This window comes from Hylemonella sp. GW821-FHT10B10 (assembly GCF_059415585.1).
In genome coordinates this window covers 64,500-83,320 of sequence record NZ_JBWKNN010000002.1, presented here as the reverse complement: position 1 = coordinate 83,320, position 18,821 = coordinate 64,500, and the positions used below count along the sequence as shown (strand labels likewise).

Genomic DNA, 18,821 nt, shown 5'->3' with positions numbered 1-18,821 from the left:
CCAGAGCGCTGGCTAAACTCGCAATCCGTGGGAACGGACAAGGTGCGTCAGACACCTCGCCGTTGTGCATAGAACAAAGAGCGAGACAAAAGATGAGACCCGAAGAGTATCTGCTGGCGAGCCATGCCATCCATGTCGAGATGGGCCGGCTTGCGGAGCGCCTGCTGGAGCTGGCCCGCTTCCGCTGTGCCGAGCCCTCCAACCAGGCCTTCCTGAACCTCATGAACCGGCAGGCCGAGCTGCTGGAAACGCTGTCCGAGATGCACGGCAAGGCGTCGACCGATTTCAAGACCTCTTCCGCCCGCATGCCGCTGAGCTGAGGCTGCAGCCCAGCCCGCCCGGGGGCTTTCCTACAATGGGGGCATGTCCTCTGTTTTGCCGCCCTCCGACGCCCCTTCTTCCCTCTTCTCCGCGCCCACCGAATCCCCTCTGCTGGCCAGCCTGAACGCCGAGCAGCGCGCGGCCGTGGCGCTGCCGCCCGCGCCGGCACTGATCCTGGCGGGTGCGGGCTCGGGCAAGACACGCGTACTCACCACGCGCATCGCCTGGCTGTTGCAGACGGGCCAGGTCTCGCCCGGGGGGCTGCTGGCTGTGACCTTCACCAACAAGGCGGCGCGCGAAATGATGACGCGCCTGTCCAGCATGCTGCCGGTCAACGTGCGCGGCATGTGGATCGGCACCTTCCACGGCCTGTGCAACCGTCTGCTGCGCGCGCACCACCGCACGGTCGGCCTGCCGGCCACCTTCCAGATCCTGGACACGCAGGACCAGCTCTCTGCCATCAAGCGCCTGTGCAAGCAGTTCAACGTGGACGAGGAGCGTTTCCCCCCGAAGCAGCTGGCCTGGTTCATCGGCGGCTGCAAGGAAGACGGCTTGCGTCCCAACATGGTGGAGGCCAGCGACCCCGACACGCGCAAGAAGGTCGAGATCTACCAGCTCTATGAAGACCAGTGCCAGCGCGAAGGTGTGGTGGACTTCGGCGAACTGCTGCTGCGCAGCTACGAACTGCTGCGTGACCATGACCCCGTGCGTGAGCATTACCAGCGGCGTTTCCGCCACATCCTGATCGACGAGTTCCAGGACACCAACAAGCTGCAGTACGCCTGGATCAAGCTGCTGGCGGGCTACAGCCCGGCCGGCACCTTGCGTGACGACGGTGGTGCCGCCGCCGTGCTGGCCGTGGGCGACGACGACCAGAGCATCTACGCCTTTCGAGGCGCGCGCGTGGGCAATATGGCCGACTTCGTGCGTGAATTCAATGTGCAGCACCAGATCAAGCTGGAGCAGAACTACCGCAGCCACAGCAACATCCTGGACACGGCCAACGCGCTGATCAGCCACAACAAGCACCGCCTGGGCAAGAACCTGCGCACCGACCAGGGCGCGGGCGAACCGGTGCGGGTGTACGAGGCCACGAGCGATTTCGCCGAGGCGCAGTGGATGATCGACGAGATGAAGCAGCTCATCCGCGAGGGCATGAGCCAGAAGGAGATTGCCGTGCTCTACCGCTCCAATGCGCAGAGCCGGGTGATCGAGACCACGCTGTTCAACGCCGGCCTGCCCTACCGCGTGTATGGCGGCCTGCGCTTCTTCGAACGCGCCGAAATCAAGCACGCGCTGGCCTACCTGCGCCTGCTGGAGAACCCGAACGACGACACCAGCTTCATGCGGGTGGTGAACTTCCCGCCGCGCGGCATTGGCGCACGCTCCATCGAGCAGCTGCAGGACGCGGCGCGCAGTGCCCGCACTTCCCTGCACGACGCCGTCAGCGCCCTGCCGGGCAAGGCCGGCGCCAACCTGGGCGCCTTTGTCGCCAAGATCGACGTGTTGCGCGAGCAGACCCAGGGCCTGACCCTGCGCGAGATCATCGAGCTGGTGTTGCAGCACAGCGGCCTGGTCGAGCACTACCAGACCGAGCGCGAAGGCGCCGACCGCATCGAGAACCTGGAGGAGCTGGTCAACGCGGCCGAGAGTTTTGTCTCCATCGAAGGGTTTGGCAAAGAAGCCGAAGCCATGAAGGCCGCCGAACAGCCCGCTGCGGCGGTGCCTGCCGAACCAGGTGCCCCCGACGAGAGCGGTGAAGTCATGTCACCCCTGGCAGCCTTCTTGACCCATGCCGCGCTCGAAGCCGGCGACAACCAGGCGCAGGAGGGCCAGGAGGCCGTGCAGTTGATGACGGTCCACGCCAGCAAGGGCCTGGAGTTCGACGGCGTGTTCATCACCGGCATGGAGGAAGGCCTGTTCCCGCACGAGAACTCCATGAGCGACTTCGACGGCCTGGAGGAAGAGCGCCGCCTGATGTACGTGGCCATCACCCGCGCGCGCAAGCGCCTGTACCTGAGCCATTCGCAGACCCGCATGCTGCATGGCCAGACCCGGTACCACATCCGCAGCCGTTTCTTCGACGAACTGCCCGAAGAAACCCTCAAGTGGATCACGCCCAAGAACCAGGGCTTTGGCAGCGGCTTTGCACCGCCGGCTTCAGGCTACAACCGCCAGCGTGAAGGCTGGAGCGAGGGCTGGAAGGGCGGCAACTCAGGCGGATATGGCCGCGACACGGGCAGCAGCCCGGCGCCGGTGTCCAAGGCACAGGAAGCGGCCACTGGGCTCAAGATCGGCATGCAGGTCTTCCACAACAAGTTCGGCGAGGGCAAGGTGCTCACGCTCGAAGGTTCAGGCGACGACGCACGAGCGCAGATCAACTTCCCGCGCCACGGCACCAAGTGGTTGGCGCTGTCCGTGGCGAAGCTGACGCCAGTGACTTGAAGGCTTTGCGGCTGGGCAACCGTTGCCCAGGGCATGTTTCCACTCCGAAGCGGGCCCTTCGAATTCCGCTGAAAAGTGAGTTGCAGGTTGGAGGCAGGATCCACTTCCATGTGCAATTTCGTCAGATCGGTGGACGGTAGCCGAGTCGATCGCTCAATCGGACCGCCGCTTTGCGAACCGCCAATTGGAAGCCCGGCTTCCTGCGTGATGTGGGCATGGTCAAGGTCACCGCCCCGACGAGCTCGCCATCCGCGCCGAATACCGGTGCCGAGATGCCGGTGAGATCCTTGACGCGGTCGCCGTCAAGTTCCGCATAACCTCGCTTGCGGATGGCGTCGTACATCGCACCCTTGGCGCCACCGAAGGCGCACAGAACACGACCTCCCGAGCCCCGGTCCATAGGCAGGAGGTCACCCGCCTTGGTGTGGTCGCGCACAAGGTGTGGCGAATCGACGCGATAGAGGCAGAGCCGCTGTTCACCTTGCCGCACATGGAACGCAGCGCTTTCCTGCGTCGTGTCGACGAGATTTCGCAGAGCAGGCATCACTTCGGACTCGAGCGAGAAGGATCCGGTGAAGATGCCATGCAAGCGCGCAACCTCCGGACCGAGGCCATAGGCACCGTCCCCCTTGCGGATCACGAAGCCCGCGTGCTCGAGAGAAGCAAGCAGGCGCAGTGCGGTGCTCTTGTAGAGCTTCGTCCGGGCGGCAAGGTCTGTCAGGCTGAGAGTGCTTTCGCCGCGCTCGAACGCTGACAGCAACGAGAGGGCGCGATCGACCGCGGCGACCCCGCCAGGCGCGGAGTTTTCGTCGGCAAGTGAAGGCTCAAGGGCTTTCCTGGGCAAGGCTGACATTCCTTCCACAAATGGGTCACGAAATGCGTTGTCTTGACATGACGCATTCCATCGATTTATCATTTATAGAACAGTATTCTATCTTATAGAACCATCAAAACAACCCTCGTCCTGAATTTTCCTGGAGACATCTCATGACCCCATTGCATCGTTGTCCGCTCCTTCTCGCACTTGTCGCCTGTTTGGCAGTGCCGCTGAGTAGCTTCGCGCAAGCCACTTATGCCAGCCAGCCCATCAAGCTGATCGTGCCTTTCCCGCCTGCCGGTGGCACGGACTTCGTTTCGCGTCTCGTCGCAGACAAGCTCCAGACCGGCGCCGGATGGACTTTTGTGGTCGAAAACCGGGCGGGCGCTGGCGGCAACATCGGTATGGACGTGGTCGCCAAGAGCAAGCCTGATGGGTACACCCTCGGTATGGGGCAGACGGCCAATCTGGCGATCAACCCGGCGCTGTACGCAAAAATGCCCTACGACGCGACGAAAGACTTTGTCCCAGTGGCGGTCGTTGCGTCGCAACCGGTCGTGCTCGTGGTGCGTGCCGATGCGCCTTACAAGACGCTCGCGGATTTCGTTGCCGCGGCCAAGGCCAGCCCCGGCCAGCTCACGCTTGCTTCGGCGGGTAGCGGAACGGTGGGGCATCTCACCGGCGAGATCTTCGCCAGGCAAGCCGGCTACCAACACGTGCATGTCCCGTACAAGGGGGCGGGTCCTGCGGCGACGGATCTGCTTGGCGGCCAGGTGAACTACTACTTTGCGACCCCCCAGGCTGTCGTGCAGTTCGTCAAGGCAGGCAAGTTGCGCGCGCTCGCAGTCAGCTCGAGCAAGCGCCTGCCTATCCTGCCTGATACGCCCACCATCGCCGAGTCCGGTTACAAGGACTTCGAGACGGGTGACTGGAAGATGCTGGTTGTCCCAGCCGGTACTCCGGCATCGATCGTGAATCGTCTGCATGCGGAAGTGGAGAAGGCGCTTGGCAAGCCCGACGCCATCTCGAAACTGCTTGCTGAAGGCAGTCTTCCGGGAAGCGGGACGCCGCAGCAGGCGGCACAGCTGTTGAAAGTCGAACAGCAGCGTTGGGCTGCGGTCGTACGCGATGCCAAGGTGAAGGCGGACTGATGCATATGGCACCCAAGCCACTGGAGGGCGTCCGTGTCCTCGACCTCACGAACGTGCTGGCCGGCCCGTTCTGCTGCCACCAGCTGGCCCACATGGGCGCGGATGTGATCAAGGTGGAGGCGCGCGAGGGCGGTGACCTCGCCAGGCAGCTCGGTGCAGACGACGAACTGAATCGCGCACACATGGGTGTGTCGTTCCTCGCGCAGAATCCTGGAAAGCGGTCGCTCACACTCAACCTCAAAAGCAAGGCTGGCAAGGATGTCTTCCGAAGACTTGTGCGTACGGCCCAGGTCGTCGTCGAGAATTTCCGCCCCGGCGTGATGGACCGGCTGGGCGTTGGGTTCGAGGATCTCCGGAAGGAAAATCAGACGCTGATCTATTGCGCAATATCGGGCTTTGGCCAGGAGGGGCCGCTGCGCGACCTGCCGGCATACGATCAGATCATCCAGGGCATGTCGGGTGTCATGAGCATCACCGGTGATGCCATTGCTGCCCCCTTGCGCGTTGGCTACCCGGTTTCGGACACCATAGGCGGCATGACAGCTGCGTTCGCTGTGGCCTCGTCGCTCGCGAATTCAAAGCGCAGCGAAGCCGTGTTTATTGACGTCTCAATGTTGGAGGCCACGATGGCTACCATGGGTTGGGCAGTGTCGAATTACCTCGTCGCGGGGCGGGAACCGCAACCGATGGGCAATGACAACGTCACGGCCAGCCCGTCGGGAACGTTCCGTACCGGCGACGGCCTGATCAACATCGCTGCCAACAAGCAGGAGCAGTTCGAGGCGGTATGCCGTGTCGTCAATCGGCCCGAATGGATCGCTCATCCTCATTTTGCAGACCGCCACGCCCGGCTGCAGAACCGCGCCGAGCTGAAGGCGCTGCTGGAGGATGCTCTTTCCGCGCAGTCTACCGAGGTGTGGTGGCAGCAGCTGAATGCGGCCGGGGTGCCGGCTGGCCCCGTCTACACCGTAGCGCAGGCACTGCAGCATCCGCAAATCAGCGGGCGCGACATGCTGGCAACGTATGAGAAGGTCCCCGGGGTCGGACGTGACGTACGCGTCGTTCGTACCGGTTTCAAACTCAACGGTCATGCCCCTAAAGTGACCGCACCGCCGCCGCGTCTGGGCGAGCACACGGATACCCTGTTGGCGGAACTGGGTTATGACGCCGCTGGCATCGCCCTGCTGAAAGAGGAAAACGCAGTATGACGACCACGAACGAAACGAGCGCCGAACAGGGCGTACGCGACTGGTGGCGCACGTCGATCATCGACATGTCGCCCGGCGTGATCCGCTACCGCGGCTATCCGATCGAACAACTGATCGGGCGTGTGAGCCTGCCGCACATGATCTGGCTCATGACACGCGGCGAACTCCCGAGTGACAAACAGGCGTTTCTTCTGGATGCAGCACTGATGGCCGCCGTGGATCATGGTCCTCAGGCACCCAGTATCGCAATTGCACGCATGGCCACGACCTGCGGTGTGGGGCTGAACAATGCAATGGCGTCGGCCGTCAATGTGCTTGGTGACGTCCACGGTGGTGCTGGCGAACAGGCAGTGGAACTTTACGAGGCGGTGGATGTGCTTATCCAGCGGGGTGATAGCTTGGAGTCGGCTGTGAAGACAGCACTTGACGAATCCATCGCCCTGCACGGCAAATTCGTCTCTGGCTTCGGGCATCGGTTCCACCCGGTTGACCCGCGCGCGCCTCGCCTCCTTGAACTCGTGGACGAAGCATCCTCTGCGGGCGATGTCAGCGGCCGGTACGCGCGTATCGCGCGGGCCGTCGAAGCGGAGCTCGCTGCGCGCAAGGGTAAGCGGATTCCGATGAACATCGACGGGGCGACCGCCGTGATCTATGCCGAGCTCGGATTCGCGGCCCCGCTGGCACGAGGCCTTTTTTGTCTTTCGCGTTCCGTCGGCATCCTAGCCCACGCCTGGGAACAAAGTCAGCAGGGCGGGCGCAACAAAGGGCCGATTCCGCGGCAATACATCTGGACCTATGACGGCCCGTCCGAGCGAACGGTTCCTGACCCACTCAGCCGCTAGGTTCTCGACCCCGCGAACGCCTGTTCCTGACAGGAAGACACTGCGGGCGAGACCGCTGCCCAGGGGCGCAGGCCTCAGCTGCCCAGCCCCACGAACATGTTCTGCACGTCGTCGTTGGCGTCGATGGCGGCCAGGAAGGCTTCCACTTCTTCCAGCTGCTCGGCGCTCAGGCTGGTCGGGTCCACGGGGTTCTTGGGCTTGTAGCCCAGCTTGGCGGACAGCACGGTGAAACCCTGGGCCGGCAGGGCGCGGCTCACCAGATCCAGGTCGGCGGCGTCGGTGATGAAGGTCGTGACGCCGTCTTCACCGGCGGCTTCAAAGTCCTGCGCACCGGCCTCGATGGCGGCCAGTTCCGGGTCGGCGCCCGCGGCAGCGGGTTCGGCTTCGATCAAACCCACGTGGTCGAAATCCCAGGCCACCGAGCCCGAGGTGCCCAGCTGGCCCTTGCGGAAGAGCACGCGCATTTCGGGCGCGGTGCGGTTCACGTTGTCGGTCAGGCACTCGACCATCACGGGCACGCGGTGAGGGGCAAAACCTTCGTACATCACGTGCTCGAAATTCACGGCATCACCTCCGATGCCGGCGCCTTTCTTGATGGCGCGTTCCAGCGTGTCCTTGGGCATGGAGACCTTGCGGGCCTGTTCCACGACCAGGCGCAGGCGCGAGTTCAGGGCGGGGTCGGCCCCGCCACGGGCCGCGACCATGATTTCCTTGGCCAGTTTGCCGAAGAGCTTGCCCCGGGCATCTGCGGCCTGTGCCTTGCCTTTTGCTTTCCACTGCGCGCCCATGTTCGCTGTTCCTTGATGTTGTGGCGCATCGGTGCGCCGGTCCTGCTTTGGGGGGTAGGCATGCGCACAATCCGTGGAGTCGCGACGCATGCTCGAAAGGGCGTAGTTATACACCCATGCGTTCACACGCCCGCGGAGGCGGGGGGCTGGCTAGCGCAGCAGCCGCCCGTCACGGCCTATCACCGTGACTTCCATGAACTTCGAGCCCGTGTGGTTGTCGGGTGCGAAGGTCACCCGGAAGCCACCCACGTCGTAGTTGTTCATCCGGTCGAGCTGGGTGATGACTTTCTGGCGTGTGAGGTCGGGGCCGCTGCGGCGCAGGGCCTCGACCAGGATCTTGGCCGCGATGAACGACTCGATGCTCGCGTAGGAGATCACCTTGTCGGGCTGGTACTTGGCCATCAGGGTCTGGAATTCGCGTACCACCGGCACCCGGGCTGAGTAGGGGTAGGGCATGACCTGCGAGATGCCGATGCCGCGGGCATAGTCCGGCCCGGCGTTGGTCAGCAACTCCTTGAAGTTCACCACCGAGATGCTGAACAGCTGGGCCTGGCTGCCCAGGGCGCGCAGCTTCTTGATGAAGGCTGCCGAAGCCCGGTTGACCGAGACCATGATGACGGCGTCCGGGTTGGAGGGTGCGATGGCGGCCACGGCCGCGTCGACCTCCTCAGGCTTGGTCCGGTCGTAGCTGCCTTTGGCTGCGAGTTCCAGGCCCAGTCTCTTCAGCGCGGTTTCGGCGCCGGCCAACCCGCTTTTGCCGAAGGCATCGTCTTGGTACATCACGGCAATGCGGCGCACGCCGATGGTGTGCAGGTGCTCCACCATGCCCGCGGTTTCGTCGGTATAGCTGGCACGGATGTGGAAGAGGTTGGGATGCATGGGCTCGCGCAGATCCTGCGCCCCGGTGTAGGGTGCCAGCAGTGCGATGCCGGCGTCCTCCAGCACTTTGTTCTTGTTCAGCGCCAGCACATTGGCTGTACCGATGAAACCGAACAGCGCCAACGGCTTGTCCTCCGCCAGCAGCTGACGCGTCAGGGCCAGGGTCTGGTCAGGTTTGTAGCTGTCGTCCTTGACGACGACGCGGATCTTGCGGCCGTGGATGCCGCCGTTGTCGTTCACGTAGGCGAAGTAGGCCGCCCCCCCGGCGACGTATTCGTTGCCGGTACCGGCGATGGTGCCGGTCAGTGGCGCCACCTGGCCGATCACGATCTCGTCCTGCGTGACGGCGGCCTGCGCTGTGGCAAGGCAGGCGATGAGTCCCAACGACAGGACCCGGTTCCATAGGTTCGACATGGTGGAGTCTCCTTGTATTTTTAGTCTGGCCGGCCATTATTTCTGCAGAGCAGAACAAATGACTTGCCTCGGACAGGAATTTTGTAAGTGATTGATCATGATCAACGTATCGGCGCCCGAGAAATGACACCATGGCGACAGTCTTGGCAAGGTATGTGGATGTGTTCATAATTCTGCTGTGCAGAACACACAGCCGAAATCGAAACCTGCGAAGGGTGGCGTCCGTCCCAAGGAGGACCGTCACTTCGTCACGGCGCTGGCGCGCGGCCTGGACGTGCTGAGCGCCTTCCGCTCGCGTGACCGCATGCTGGGCAACCAGGAACTGGCACGCCGCTGCGGCCTGCCCAAGTCCACCATCTCGCGGCTGACCTACACCCTGACGCGCGAGGGTTATCTCGAACCGGCTACGGACGGCCAGGGGGCCAGCGGCTACCGCCTGGGCAGTGCCGTGCTGGCGCTGGGCGGGGCCATGCTGGCGCGTCTGGACGTACGCGCGCTCGCACGTCCCCTGATGCAGGACCTGGCTGACAGCACGCAGGCCATGGTTTCGCTGGGCGTGCGCGACCGGCTGAGCATGATCTACGTCGAGAACTGCCGCAGCGAATCCGCACTGACGTTGAGCCTGGATGTCGGCTCGCGCCTGCCGCTGGCCAACAGCGCCATGGGCCGCGCCTATCTGGCAGCCTGCGGTCCGGTGGAGCGCGACGACCTGTTCGAGCGCCTGCGACACCAGGACGAGAGGGCCTGGCCGCGGCTGCGCCGTGGCATCTCGCAGGCCGCGACCGCCTACCTGGAGCACGGCTGCTGCACCTCGTTTGGAGATTGGCAGAAGGATGTCAACGCGATCGCAGTGCCGCTGCGGCTCGAGGGCGGCCCGCTGATGGTCATCAGTTGCGGCGGGCCCGGTGTCAGTCTCTCGACGGCATTCCTGATGGACGAGGCCAGGCCCAGGCTGCTGACGCTGGTGCGCAAGCTGCAGGCAACAGGCGTCGGGTACGGAGGGTCGGCTCGCTGAGCGGCCCGGTGCGCTCAGGCCGCTGGCGCGGCGGGCGGCTCATCGGTGACAAAACTGTCGCTGAAAGTGAACCAGATCGAGCTGAAGAACATGGCCGCCAGCAACATGGCGGTGGGGAACATCAGCGTGTGCATCAGGCCCGGCTGGCCCAGGAGGACGGCGACCAGCATCACGAGCATGCCCACGCCCATGAACAGGCCCATCCAGGCCAGCGTGTAGACCGTGAGAGCGCCGAAGTTGCGCGTGCAGGCCACGAAGCTGAAGAACAGGCTTTTGCCCGGGGAGATGCCGTGCCAGTGCACCAGGGCCGGGGCGTGCCAGAACAGCATGGAGAAGGGCAGGTACAGGCCCATGGCGATCCACATCGCGTTCTGGAAGGCGGCCGATTGCAGCAGTTCGGGGGTGAGCTCACCACCGACCAGGTACATGCGGGCAAAGGCGCCGCCGTCGGCCAGGGCGGAGGCGCCCAGTATGGCCAGGAAACCCAGGGCGTAGACCGCGCCCAGCCCGGCCATGGCCCGCGCCTGCTGGCGGCCCGCGCGAAAGGCGCTGATCAGGATGGTGGGCATGGGGAACTTGCCCTGGGCGGCCTCGCGTGTGGCGGCCATCAGCCCCAGGGTGGCGGCGGGCAGCAGCACCAGGGCCAGCACGCTGCCCACATAGGGCAACAGGCTGGCCACCGAGATCAGCGTGATGAACATGAAAAACAGGCCCGCCAGCGCCAGCGGCTGCCGCCAGAAGGTGCGGATACCGGCGCGTGCCCAGGCAAAACCGGTGCGGGCGGGAACGATGTTGAGTTTCATGCGGGCGTCGCTTCGAGGAGTTCAGCCGCGTGCAACGGATGCAGCACGCGCTGGCGCAGCACGCGCTCGAAATGTGCGGGGTCGTGTGGCTGCAGCATGCTGGCCTCTCGCGGCAGGTGGAAATCCCACAGACGGGAGATCCAGAAACGCAGCGCGCCAGCACGCAGCATGGCTGGCAGCAGCTGGCGCTCGGCCGCCGTCAGGGCGCGCACGGTGGCATAGGCCTGCACAAAGGCCGCGCTGCGTTCCAGGTCGGTCTCGCCGGTAGAGAGGTTGATGCACCAGTCGTTCAGGCAGACAGCCAGGTCGAACAGCCAGGTGTCGATGCCGGCGAAATAGAAATCGAAGAAACCGCTGAGCTCGGGCGCATCGGCCGGGCCGTCGAACATGACGTTGTCGCGGAACAGGTCGGCATGGATGGCGCCACGCGGCAGGGCCGTGTAGGCAGACGAGGCAGCCACGTGGTTCTGGAAGGCCAGTTCGCTGCGCAGCAGGGCGGCCTGCTCGGCGTCGATGTGGGGCAGCACCAGGGGCACGGTCTCGTTCCACCAGGGCAGGCCGCGCAGATTGGGCTGGCGGCGTGCATAGTCGCGCCCGGCCAAATGCATCTGGGCCAGCATGGCGCCCACGGCGGCGCAATGGGCCGGTGTGGGCGAGAGCTCGCTTTTGCCGCGCAGGCGGTTCACCACAGCGGCTGGTTTGTCCTTGAGTCGGTGCAGGATGTCGCCGTCGGCATTGGCGGCCGGGTCCGGCACTGGGATGCCCTGCAGCGCCAGGTGCTTCATGAGGTGCAGGTAAAAGGGCAGCTGCTCGAAGCTCAGGCGCTCGAACAGGGTCAGCACGTACTCGCCCTGGTCCGTGGTGGCGAAGTAGTTGGTGTTCTCGATGCCGCCCTGGATACCGCGCAGTTCCTGCAGCTGGCCGAGCTTGAGGCCTTGCAGCAGGACGCTGGCCTCGTCGAAAGAGACTTCGGTGAAAACGGCCATCGGGTCAGTACTTGAGAATATTCCAGCCGCCGGTACCACTGCGTTCGCGGTCGGTGCTGGCGGGGTTGCGGTTATTGCTTTCGGGCGCGACCTGGTAGGCCGGGGCATCGCCCTTGGGCTGGACGGTGATCTGCTTGGTTTCGCCACCCACGCGCAATTCCTCGATGCGCGAGCCCGCGTCTTCGTGGCGGATGCGTTCGATCTTCTGTTCGGTGGCGCCGGTCGAGGGGGGGGCGACGTCGCGCGGCAGTGCCGCCGGCTTCTGGGCCAGGGCAGCAGTTGCGGCCAGGCAGGAGAGGGCCAGCAGGGTGCGCAGGAGACGGGGGAGGAGAGCGGGCATCCTGCAATTGTAGGACCTGAGGGGTTCAGGCCTGGCACAGGCAAAATGGCCGGATGAGCGACAAGAAAACCCTGCTGCTGGTCGACGGTTCCAGCTACCTGTACCGTGCCTTCCACGCCATGCCGGACCTGCGCGCCGTGCCGGGGGACCCGACGAGTCCGCCCACCGGCGCCATCCGCGGCATGATCAACATGCTGCAGAGCCTGCGCAAGGAAGTGCCCGCTGACTACGCGGTCTGCGTGTTCGACGCCAAGGGCCCGACCTTCCGCGACGCCATCTACCCCGAGTACAAGGCCCAGCGCTCGCCCATGCCAGATGACCTGCGTGCGCAGATCGAACCCATCCACGAGGTGGTGCGCCTGATGGGTTGGAAGGTGCTGGACGTGCCCGGCGTAGAGGCCGATGACGTGATCGGCACCCTGGCCGTGGCCGGGGCCAGCCATGAGGTGGAAGTGATCATCAGCAGCGGCGACAAGGACCTGGCCCAGCTGGTCACGCCCCACATCACCATCGTCGACACCATGAACGGCAAGCGCCGCGACGTGGCGGGCGTGGAGGCCGAGTTCGGCGTGCCCCCGCACCTGATGGTCGATTACCAGACCCTGGTGGGTGATGCCGTGGACAACGTGCCCGGCGTGCAGAAGGTCGGGCCCAAGACCGCCGCCAAGTGGCTGCAGGAATACGGCTCGCTGGACAACATCGTGGCCAACGCCGACGCCATCAAGGGCGCGGCCGGCGAGAACCTCAAGAAGGCGCTGGACTGGCTGCCCACGGGCCGACAGCTGCTGACCATCAAGACCGATTGCGATCTCAACGGCTGGGTGCCCGGCCTACCGGCGCTGGACGCCGTGGTGGTGGGTGAGCCCGATACGGCGGCGCTCAAGGACTTCTACGAGAAGTACGGTTTCAAGGGCCTGGCGCGCGCCATCGGAGGTGAAGCGCCGCCCGCACCTGCGGCCAAGACCAAGGCCGCCGACAGCAGCAACCCAGGTCTGTTCGACGAACCTGCGGCACCCGCGGCTCCACGTGTGAGCCAGCTCAAGTACGACACCATCCTCGACTGGGAGACGTTTGACCGCTGGCTGCAGAAAGTGCAGGCCGCCGAGCTGGTGGCACTGGACACCGAGACCACCTCGCTGGACGAGATGGTGGCCGAGGTCGTGGGCATCTCCTTCAGCGTGGTGCCGGGCGAGGCCGCCTACATCCCGCTCACACACGACTACCCCGACGCACCCGCGCAGCTGCCGCGCGACGAGGTGCTGGCCAAACTCAAGCCCTGGCTGGAAAACCCCGCGCACAAGAAGCTGGGCCAGCACGTCAAGTACGACCGCCATGTGCTGGCCAACCACGGCATCGAGGTACAGGGCTACGCGCACGACACCATGCTGCAGAGTTATGTGCTGGAAGTGCACAAACCCCACGGCCTGGCCAGCCTGGCCGAACGCCACCTGGGGCGCAGCGGCATCAACTACGAAGACCTCTGCGGCAAGGGCGCCAAGCAGATTTCCTTCAGCCAGGTCGCCATCGACAAGGCGGCCGAATACTCCTGCGAAGACTCGGACCAGACCCTGGACGTGCACCGCGTGCTGTGGCCGCTGCTGCAGGCCGACGAGAAACTGAAGTTCATCTACGAGCTGGAGATGACCAGTTCCGAGTCGCTCTACCGCATCGAGCGCAACGGCGTGCTGATCGACGCGCCCACCCTCGCCAACCAGAGCCACGAGCTGGGCCAGCGCATCCTGCAACTCGAACAGGAAGCGCACGAGCTGGCCGGCCAGCCCTTCAACCTCGGTTCACCCAAACAGATCGGTGAGATCTTCTTCACCAAGCTGGGCCTGCCCATCGTGAAGAAGACCGCCACTGGCGCACCCAGCACGGACGAAGAAGTGCTGGAGAAGCTGGCAGAGGACTTTCCCCTGCCGGCCAAGATCCTGGAGCACCGCGGCCTGTCCAAGCTCAAGGGCACCTACACCGACAAGCTGGCCCTGATGGTCCACCCGCGCACCGGCCGCGTGCACACGCATTACGCGCAGGCCGTGGCGGTGACGGGGCGCCTGTCCAGCAACGACCCGAACCTGCAAAACATCCCGATCCGCACGCCCGAAGGCCGGCGCGTGCGCGAGGCCTTTGTCGCCCCTGCGGGCAGTGTCATTGCGAGCGCCGACTATTCGCAGATCGAGTTGCGCATCATGGCCCACATCAGCGGTGATGCGGCCCTGCTGCTGGCCTTCCACGACGGCATGGACGTGCACCGCGCCACGGCCTCCGAGGTCTTTGGCGTGCCGACCAGCCAGGTCAGCAGCGAGCAGCGCCGTTACGCCAAGGTCATCAACTTCGGCCTGATCTACGGCATGAGTGCTTTCGGCCTGGCGCGCAGCCTGGGTATCGACAACACGGCCGCCAAGAACTACATCGAGCGCTACTTCGACCGTTACCCCGGTGTGAAGCGCTACATGGACGACACGCGCCAGCAGGCCAAGGCCCGCGGTTATGTGGAAACCGTCTTCGGCCGTCGCCTCTACCTGCCCGAGATCAACTCACCCAACGGCCCGCGCCGCAGCGGCGCCGAACGCGCCGCCATCAACGCGCCCATGCAGGGCACGGCGGCCGATCTCATCAAGATGAGCATGAACGAGGTGCAACGCGTGCTCGACACCGAGGGCCGCAAGACCAAGATGATCATGCAGGTGCACGACGAACTGGTTTTCGAGGTGCCGGAGGACGAGGTCACCTGGTTGCGCCACGAAATTCCGAGGATCATGGCCGGTGTGGCCCAGCTCAAGGTACCGTTGCTGGCCGAGGTGGGCGTGGGGCCGAACTGGGACAAGGCGCATTGATGGCCGTCGCTCACGCGATCCGATAAAACGCAAGGGCAGGGAGGTCGGCTTGAAGACGCTGGTGCTGGGCGGTTATGGCAACTTCGGTGCGCGGATCTGCCGTGCCCTGGCCAGGGACTCCACGATAAAGCTCTTGATTGGCGGCCGTGACCTGCAGCGCGCGCAGGCACTGGCGCTTGAACTGGGCGCTGGAGTGCAAGGCGTGGCCATCGATTTGTCGGCTCCAGACTTCTCGCAAACGCTGCGTGGCCTCGGGGTGCAGCTGCTGGTCCACACGGCCGGTCCCTTCCAGCAACAGGCCTATGGCGTGGCCCAGGCGGCCGCTGCAGCGGGAGCCCACTACATCGACCTGTCCGATGGTCGCCGTTTTGTCTGTGATTTCCCGGCCGCCATGGATGCGGGTTTCAGGGCCGCGGGGCTGACCGCCATCTGCGGCGCCAGCACCGTACCGGCCCTGTCCTCGGCGGTCATCGACCAGCTGTGCCAGGGCTGGCAAAACATCGACACGATCGACACCTGCATCGCCCCGGCGCAGACGGCCCCCAGGGGCAAGGCCACGCTGGCTGCGGTGCTGAGTTATTGCGGTGGGCCCATACAGGTGTGGGACCAGGGGCGATGGCAGACCCGGCGTGGCTGGGCCCGGCCTGAGACCGTCCATTTCGCGCAATTGCGTCCCCGGCTGGGCGCGCTGTGCGACATCCCGGATCTGGAGTTGTTCCCTGCGCGGTACCGCGTTCGCCAGCGCGTCATGTTCAGGGCGGCGCTGGAGGTCGGTCTGACGCAAAGGGTGCTGGCGGCGCTGGCCGGTCTGCGGGCCGCCGGTGTGTTGACGCAACCCTCGCGCCTGGCCGGGCTGTTGAATGCCACGGCGCCTGCACTGGATTTTCTGGGAACGGCCAACGGCGGCATGGTGGTCCGTGTCCAGGGCCTGGATGCTGCCGGGCGAACGGTGCATCGCGCATGGCATGTCACGGCGGGACATGACCATGGGCCGGAGATCCCCTGCATGGCCGCCATCCTGCTGGCACGCAAGCTCGCGCGCGGGGAAGCGCTACTTCTAGGGGCCCACGCCTGCATGGGGCTGCTGCAGCTTGCAGAATTCGAGCCGGAGTTTGCTCGCTGGGGCATGGTCACGGAAACAATGGACGAGGTCGCGGTTCACGGCGCGTGAACGCCAACCTTCGAAGGGATCAACACATGCTCACATCACGCGACCAGAAGCTGTTGCGCTACAGCCTGATCTTTGTCTGGCTGGCCACGGCGCTGGTCAGCGTGCTGGAGCTGCATGGGCAAAGCGCGCAACTGCTGGTCGGGGTCCAGGGCCTGGACGCGGCCTCTGCATCCTGGTTGATCCTGAGCGGGGCTGGTGTGGATGCGGCGCTGGGTCTGGCCCTGTGGCTGAAGCCGAACAGGGTGATCTATCTGGCGGCCCTGCTTGTCATGCTCCTGATGACCCTCGTCGCGACGGTCCTGAGCCCATGGCTGTGGCTGCATCCTCTGGGGCCATTGACCAAGAACGTGCCCATCGCGGCCGTGCTCCTCGTCCTGGCCAGGAAAACCGCATGAACCTGTACCTCACGATGAAGTGGATCCACATCCTCTCCAGCGTCCTGCTGGTCGGTACAGGTTTTGGCTCGGCCTTCTACATGTTTTTCGTCAACCGCAGCCACAACCTTGCGGCGCAGGCTGTCGTTTCCCGGCTCGTGGTGCGCGCGGACTGGTGGTTCACCACCCCCACCGTTTTCATCCAGATGGGCACCGGCCTGCTGTTGGCGCATCTGGCCGGCTGGTCCTTGTGGACGCCCTGGCTGGCCCTCTCACTGGCCCTGTTCTTTCTTGCCGGGGCCTGCTGGTTGCCCGTGGTCTGGTTGCAGCTGCGCATGGCGGCCATGGCCCGGGTGGCGCTGGAGACGCACACCGAATTGCCTTTGCTCTACTGGCGCTACAGCCGCTATTGGGAGTGGTTGGGCTACCCCGCCTTTGTGGCCATGATCGTGGTGTTCTATCTGATGGTGGTCAAGCCGGCGTTGGGCGCATGAGCGTCGTTCAAGTCCGGAAATGGGGTCGAACCGGGATAAAGCGCACTGAACGGTCTGTTTTCTCCTCTTAACGGGCTTGGTAGCTGAGGCCATTTGGCAGGACAATTCAGCGGAACGCCCGAATCTTTCTATGCGTCCCCTCATGCCCCACCGACTCCAGCAGGCCTGCGCCGCCCCCGCACGGGCCGCGTGGGTGGTCGTGGCCGCTCTGCTGCTGGCCTGGTCGGTCCCGGCCGCTGCGTTGGAGCCCGGTTCGGCTGCCGACGGTGTCCCCCCCATGGACCTGCCCAAGCCCGCCACCAGGATCTACAAGTCCCTCGCGGGCGGCACCACCTCGTTTTCGGACCGGCCGCCCAGCCACGGGGCCTATGTGGTGCTTCGCCCCCAGTGTTTTGCCTGCAGCCCCACGTCCACGGTGGACTGGCATGCCACCCGCCTGTACCGCGATGCATTCACAGAAGAGATCAACGTGGCCGCGCACCAGTTCAAGGTCGACCCGGCCCTGGTGCGCGCCGTGATCCACGCGGAGTCGGGTTTCAACGTGCATGCCCGTTCGCCCAAGGGCGCGGTCGGCCTGATGCAGCTCATGCCCGCGACGGCGAAGGTGCTGGGCGTGGCCAATCCCCGGGTGCCCCGCGAGAACATCCATGGCGGTGCGAAGTACCTGGCTGACTTGCTGGTCCAGTTCAAGAACGACGTGATGCTGGCCACCGCCGCCTACAACGCCGGCCCCCAGGCCGTCCAGAAGTACGCGGGCGTGCCGCCCTATGCCGAGACCCAGGTCTATGTGCAGCGCGTGCGCATCCTGCACCAGCGCTACAAGAGCAGCCCCCAGAGCTGAGGCCTGCGGCCAAAAGACCCGGCCCAGCACGGGCATCGTCCCTGGCCGAAAATAGGCCCATGAAATCACTGAACGACATTGCCCTGTCCATGCTGGACCTGGTGGCCGTGCGCGAAGGCGGCACGGTGGCCGACGCGCTGGGCATCGCCCTGCGTACTGCGCAGCACGCCGAAGCCCTGGGCTTCACGCGCTACTGGCTGGCCGAGCACCACAACATGCCTGGCATCGCCAGCTCGGCCACGGCCGTGCTGGTGGGGCATATCGCGGGGGGCACGCAGCGCATCCGCGTCGGTTCGGGCGGCATCATGTTGCCCAACCACGCGCCGCTGGTGGTGGCCGAGGCTTTCGGGACGCTCGCCGAGCTCTACCCGGGCCGCATCGACCTGGGCCTGGGCCGCGCGCCCGGCACCGACCCCATGACCATGCGCGCGCTGCGTCGTGACCGCGTGGAGACCGAAGAAGATTTCCCGCGTGACGTGGCCGAGCTGCAGCGCCTGCTGGGGCCAGCCCAGCCCAGCCCGGCCAGCGCCTGATCGCCATGCCCGGTGCCGGCACCAACGTACCGATCTGGCTGCTGGGCTCGAGCCTGTTCTCCGCGCGCCTGGCGGCGGAGCAGGGCCTGCCCTATGCCTTCGCCTCGCACTTCGCGCCGCGCCTGCTGTTGCAGGCCATCGAGATCTACCGCAGCCAGTTCCGCCCCTCGGCCACGCTGGCGCAGCCCCATGTGGCCATCGGTGTGCCCGTGATCGCCGCGCCGAGCGACGAGGAGGCCGAGTTCCTGGCCAGCAGCACCTACCAGCGTGTGCTGGGCATCATCACGGGCAAGCGCGGCCGCCTGGCGCCACCGGTGGAGCATTTCATGGAACAGCTGCACCCGCAGGAGCGCGCGGCGATTGCCGACTTCCTGGCCATGGCCGTGATCGGCGGGCCGCAGACCGTGCGCACCGGCTTCGAGCAACTGGCCCAGGCCACGCAGGCCGATGAGTTCATCCTGGTGTCGGACGTCTACGATGCGGATCTGCGTCTGCGCTCGCTGGACATCGCGGCCGCGGCCCGCAGCCTGGCCCCCGTGGCGGCTTGAAGCACAATACGTCC

At 65.2% G+C, this 18,821-nt stretch carries 17 protein-coding genes and 1 pseudogene; 12 read left to right on the top strand and 6 right to left on the bottom strand.

Annotated features, from left to right (window positions below):
• The first annotated feature begins 92 nt into the window (after window positions 1-92).
• Together AC07NT_RS10545 and AC07NT_RS10540 are read left to right on the top strand one after the other, a co-directional pair.
• The gene (locus AC07NT_RS10545) at window positions 93-320 is read left to right on the top strand and encodes a hypothetical protein (protein WP_498599071.1); all 228 of its coding nucleotides are present in this window, start codon (window positions 93-95) and stop codon (window positions 318-320) included.
• A gap of 43 nt (window positions 321-363) precedes the next feature.
• Window positions 364-2,766: a UvrD-helicase domain-containing protein gene (locus AC07NT_RS10540; RefSeq protein ID WP_498599072.1), complete on the top strand. Its 2,403-nt coding sequence runs from the start codon at window positions 364-366 to the stop codon at window positions 2,764-2,766.
• Between the two features lie 121 nt (window positions 2,767-2,887).
• On the opposite strand, the gene AC07NT_RS10535 is transcribed toward AC07NT_RS10540, so the two are convergent.
• Window positions 2,888-3,610 carry an IclR family transcriptional regulator gene (locus AC07NT_RS10535; RefSeq protein WP_498599073.1) on the bottom strand — a complete coding sequence of 241 codons (723 nt, stop codon included), beginning with the start codon at window positions 3,608-3,610 and terminating at the stop codon, window positions 2,888-2,890.
• Window positions 3,611-3,753: 143 nt separating this feature from the next.
• Here AC07NT_RS10535 and AC07NT_RS10530 point away from each other — a divergent pair, with 143 nt between their 5' ends.
• The 3 genes from AC07NT_RS10530 to AC07NT_RS10520 are packed head-to-tail and all read left to right on the top strand — an operon-like array spanning window position 3,754 to window position 6,784.
• On the top strand, window positions 3,754-4,734 hold the full coding sequence (locus AC07NT_RS10530) for a Bug family tripartite tricarboxylate transporter substrate binding protein (RefSeq protein WP_498599074.1): 981 nt from the start codon (window positions 3,754-3,756) through the stop codon (window positions 4,732-4,734).
• A 5-nt stretch (window positions 4,735-4,739) separates the two neighbouring features.
• Window positions 4,740-5,942 carry a CaiB/BaiF CoA transferase family protein gene (locus tag AC07NT_RS10525; protein ID WP_498599075.1) on the top strand — a complete coding sequence of 401 codons (1,203 nt, stop codon included), beginning with the start codon at window positions 4,740-4,742 and terminating at the stop codon, window positions 5,940-5,942.
• Window positions 5,939-6,784, top strand: a complete 846-nt coding sequence (locus tag AC07NT_RS10520; RefSeq protein ID WP_498599076.1) for a citryl-CoA lyase — start codon at window positions 5,939-5,941, stop codon at window positions 6,782-6,784. The genes AC07NT_RS10525 and AC07NT_RS10520 overlap by 4 nt, the downstream gene beginning before the upstream one ends.
• 74 nt (window positions 6,785-6,858) lie before the next feature.
• Here the strand turns inward: AC07NT_RS10520 and AC07NT_RS10515 are convergent, their stop codons facing one another.
• Both AC07NT_RS10515 and AC07NT_RS10510 read right to left on the bottom strand, forming a co-directional pair.
• A complete protein-coding gene (locus AC07NT_RS10515) occupies window positions 6,859-7,572 on the bottom strand; it encodes a YebC/PmpR family DNA-binding transcriptional regulator (RefSeq protein ID WP_174251519.1) in 714 nt (237 codons plus the stop codon).
• Window positions 7,573-7,722: 150 nt separating this feature from the next.
• A complete protein-coding gene (locus AC07NT_RS10510) occupies window positions 7,723-8,865 on the bottom strand; it encodes an ABC transporter substrate-binding protein (protein WP_498599077.1) in 1,143 nt (380 codons plus the stop codon).
• Between the two features lie 178 nt (window positions 8,866-9,043).
• Between AC07NT_RS10510 and AC07NT_RS10505 the strand changes: the two genes are divergently transcribed.
• Window positions 9,044-9,880 carry an IclR family transcriptional regulator gene (locus AC07NT_RS10505; RefSeq protein WP_498599078.1) on the top strand — a complete coding sequence of 279 codons (837 nt, stop codon included), beginning with the start codon at window positions 9,044-9,046 and terminating at the stop codon, window positions 9,878-9,880.
• A gap of 14 nt (window positions 9,881-9,894) precedes the next feature.
• On the opposite strand, the gene AC07NT_RS10500 is transcribed toward AC07NT_RS10505, so the two are convergent.
• The 3 genes from AC07NT_RS10500 to AC07NT_RS10490 are packed head-to-tail and all read right to left on the bottom strand — an operon-like array spanning window position 9,895 to window position 12,009.
• The gene (locus tag AC07NT_RS10500; protein ID WP_498599079.1) at window positions 9,895-10,683 is read right to left on the bottom strand and encodes a BPSS1780 family membrane protein; all 789 of its coding nucleotides are present in this window, start codon (window positions 10,681-10,683) and stop codon (window positions 9,895-9,897) included.
• On the bottom strand, window positions 10,680-11,669 hold the full coding sequence (locus tag AC07NT_RS10495) for a homoserine kinase (protein ID WP_498599080.1): 990 nt from the start codon (window positions 11,667-11,669) through the stop codon (window positions 10,680-10,682). The genes AC07NT_RS10500 and AC07NT_RS10495 overlap by 4 nt, the downstream gene beginning before the upstream one ends.
• A 4-nt stretch (window positions 11,670-11,673) precedes the next feature.
• Complete coding sequence (locus AC07NT_RS10490) at window positions 11,674-12,009, bottom strand: hypothetical protein (RefSeq protein ID WP_498599081.1); 336 nt, start codon at window positions 12,007-12,009, stop codon at window positions 11,674-11,676.
• A 53-nt stretch (window positions 12,010-12,062) separates the two neighbouring features.
• Between AC07NT_RS10490 and polA the strand changes: the two genes are divergently transcribed.
• The 6 genes and pseudogenes from polA (at window position 12,063) to AC07NT_RS10460 (ending at window position 18,807) form a co-directional block, all read left to right on the top strand.
• Window positions 12,063-14,846 carry a DNA polymerase I gene (gene polA / locus AC07NT_RS10485; RefSeq protein ID WP_498599082.1) on the top strand — a complete coding sequence of 928 codons (2,784 nt, stop codon included), beginning with the start codon at window positions 12,063-12,065 and terminating at the stop codon, window positions 14,844-14,846.
• Window positions 14,847-14,895: 49 nt separating this feature from the next.
• Complete coding sequence (locus tag AC07NT_RS10480; RefSeq protein WP_498599083.1) at window positions 14,896-16,017, top strand: saccharopine dehydrogenase family protein; 1,122 nt, start codon at window positions 14,896-14,898, stop codon at window positions 16,015-16,017.
• Between the two features lie 26 nt (window positions 16,018-16,043).
• Window positions 16,044-16,412, top strand: coding sequence for a DoxX-like family protein (locus tag AC07NT_RS10475; RefSeq protein ID WP_498599084.1), 369 nt, complete (start codon window positions 16,044-16,046; stop codon window positions 16,410-16,412).
• Window positions 16,409-16,885, top strand: a complete 477-nt coding sequence (locus AC07NT_RS10470) for a DUF2269 family protein (RefSeq protein WP_498599085.1) — start codon at window positions 16,409-16,411, stop codon at window positions 16,883-16,885. The genes AC07NT_RS10475 and AC07NT_RS10470 overlap by 4 nt, the downstream gene beginning before the upstream one ends.
• A gap of 142 nt (window positions 16,886-17,027) precedes the next feature.
• Window positions 17,028-17,726 carry a lytic transglycosylase domain-containing protein gene (locus tag AC07NT_RS10465; RefSeq protein ID WP_498599086.1) on the top strand — a complete coding sequence of 233 codons (699 nt, stop codon included), beginning with the start codon at window positions 17,028-17,030 and terminating at the stop codon, window positions 17,724-17,726.
• A gap of 59 nt (window positions 17,727-17,785) precedes the next feature.
• Window positions 17,786-18,807: pseudogene (locus AC07NT_RS10460) on the top strand (LLM class flavin-dependent oxidoreductase).
• The last annotated feature ends 14 nt before the right edge of the window (window positions 18,808-18,821 follow it).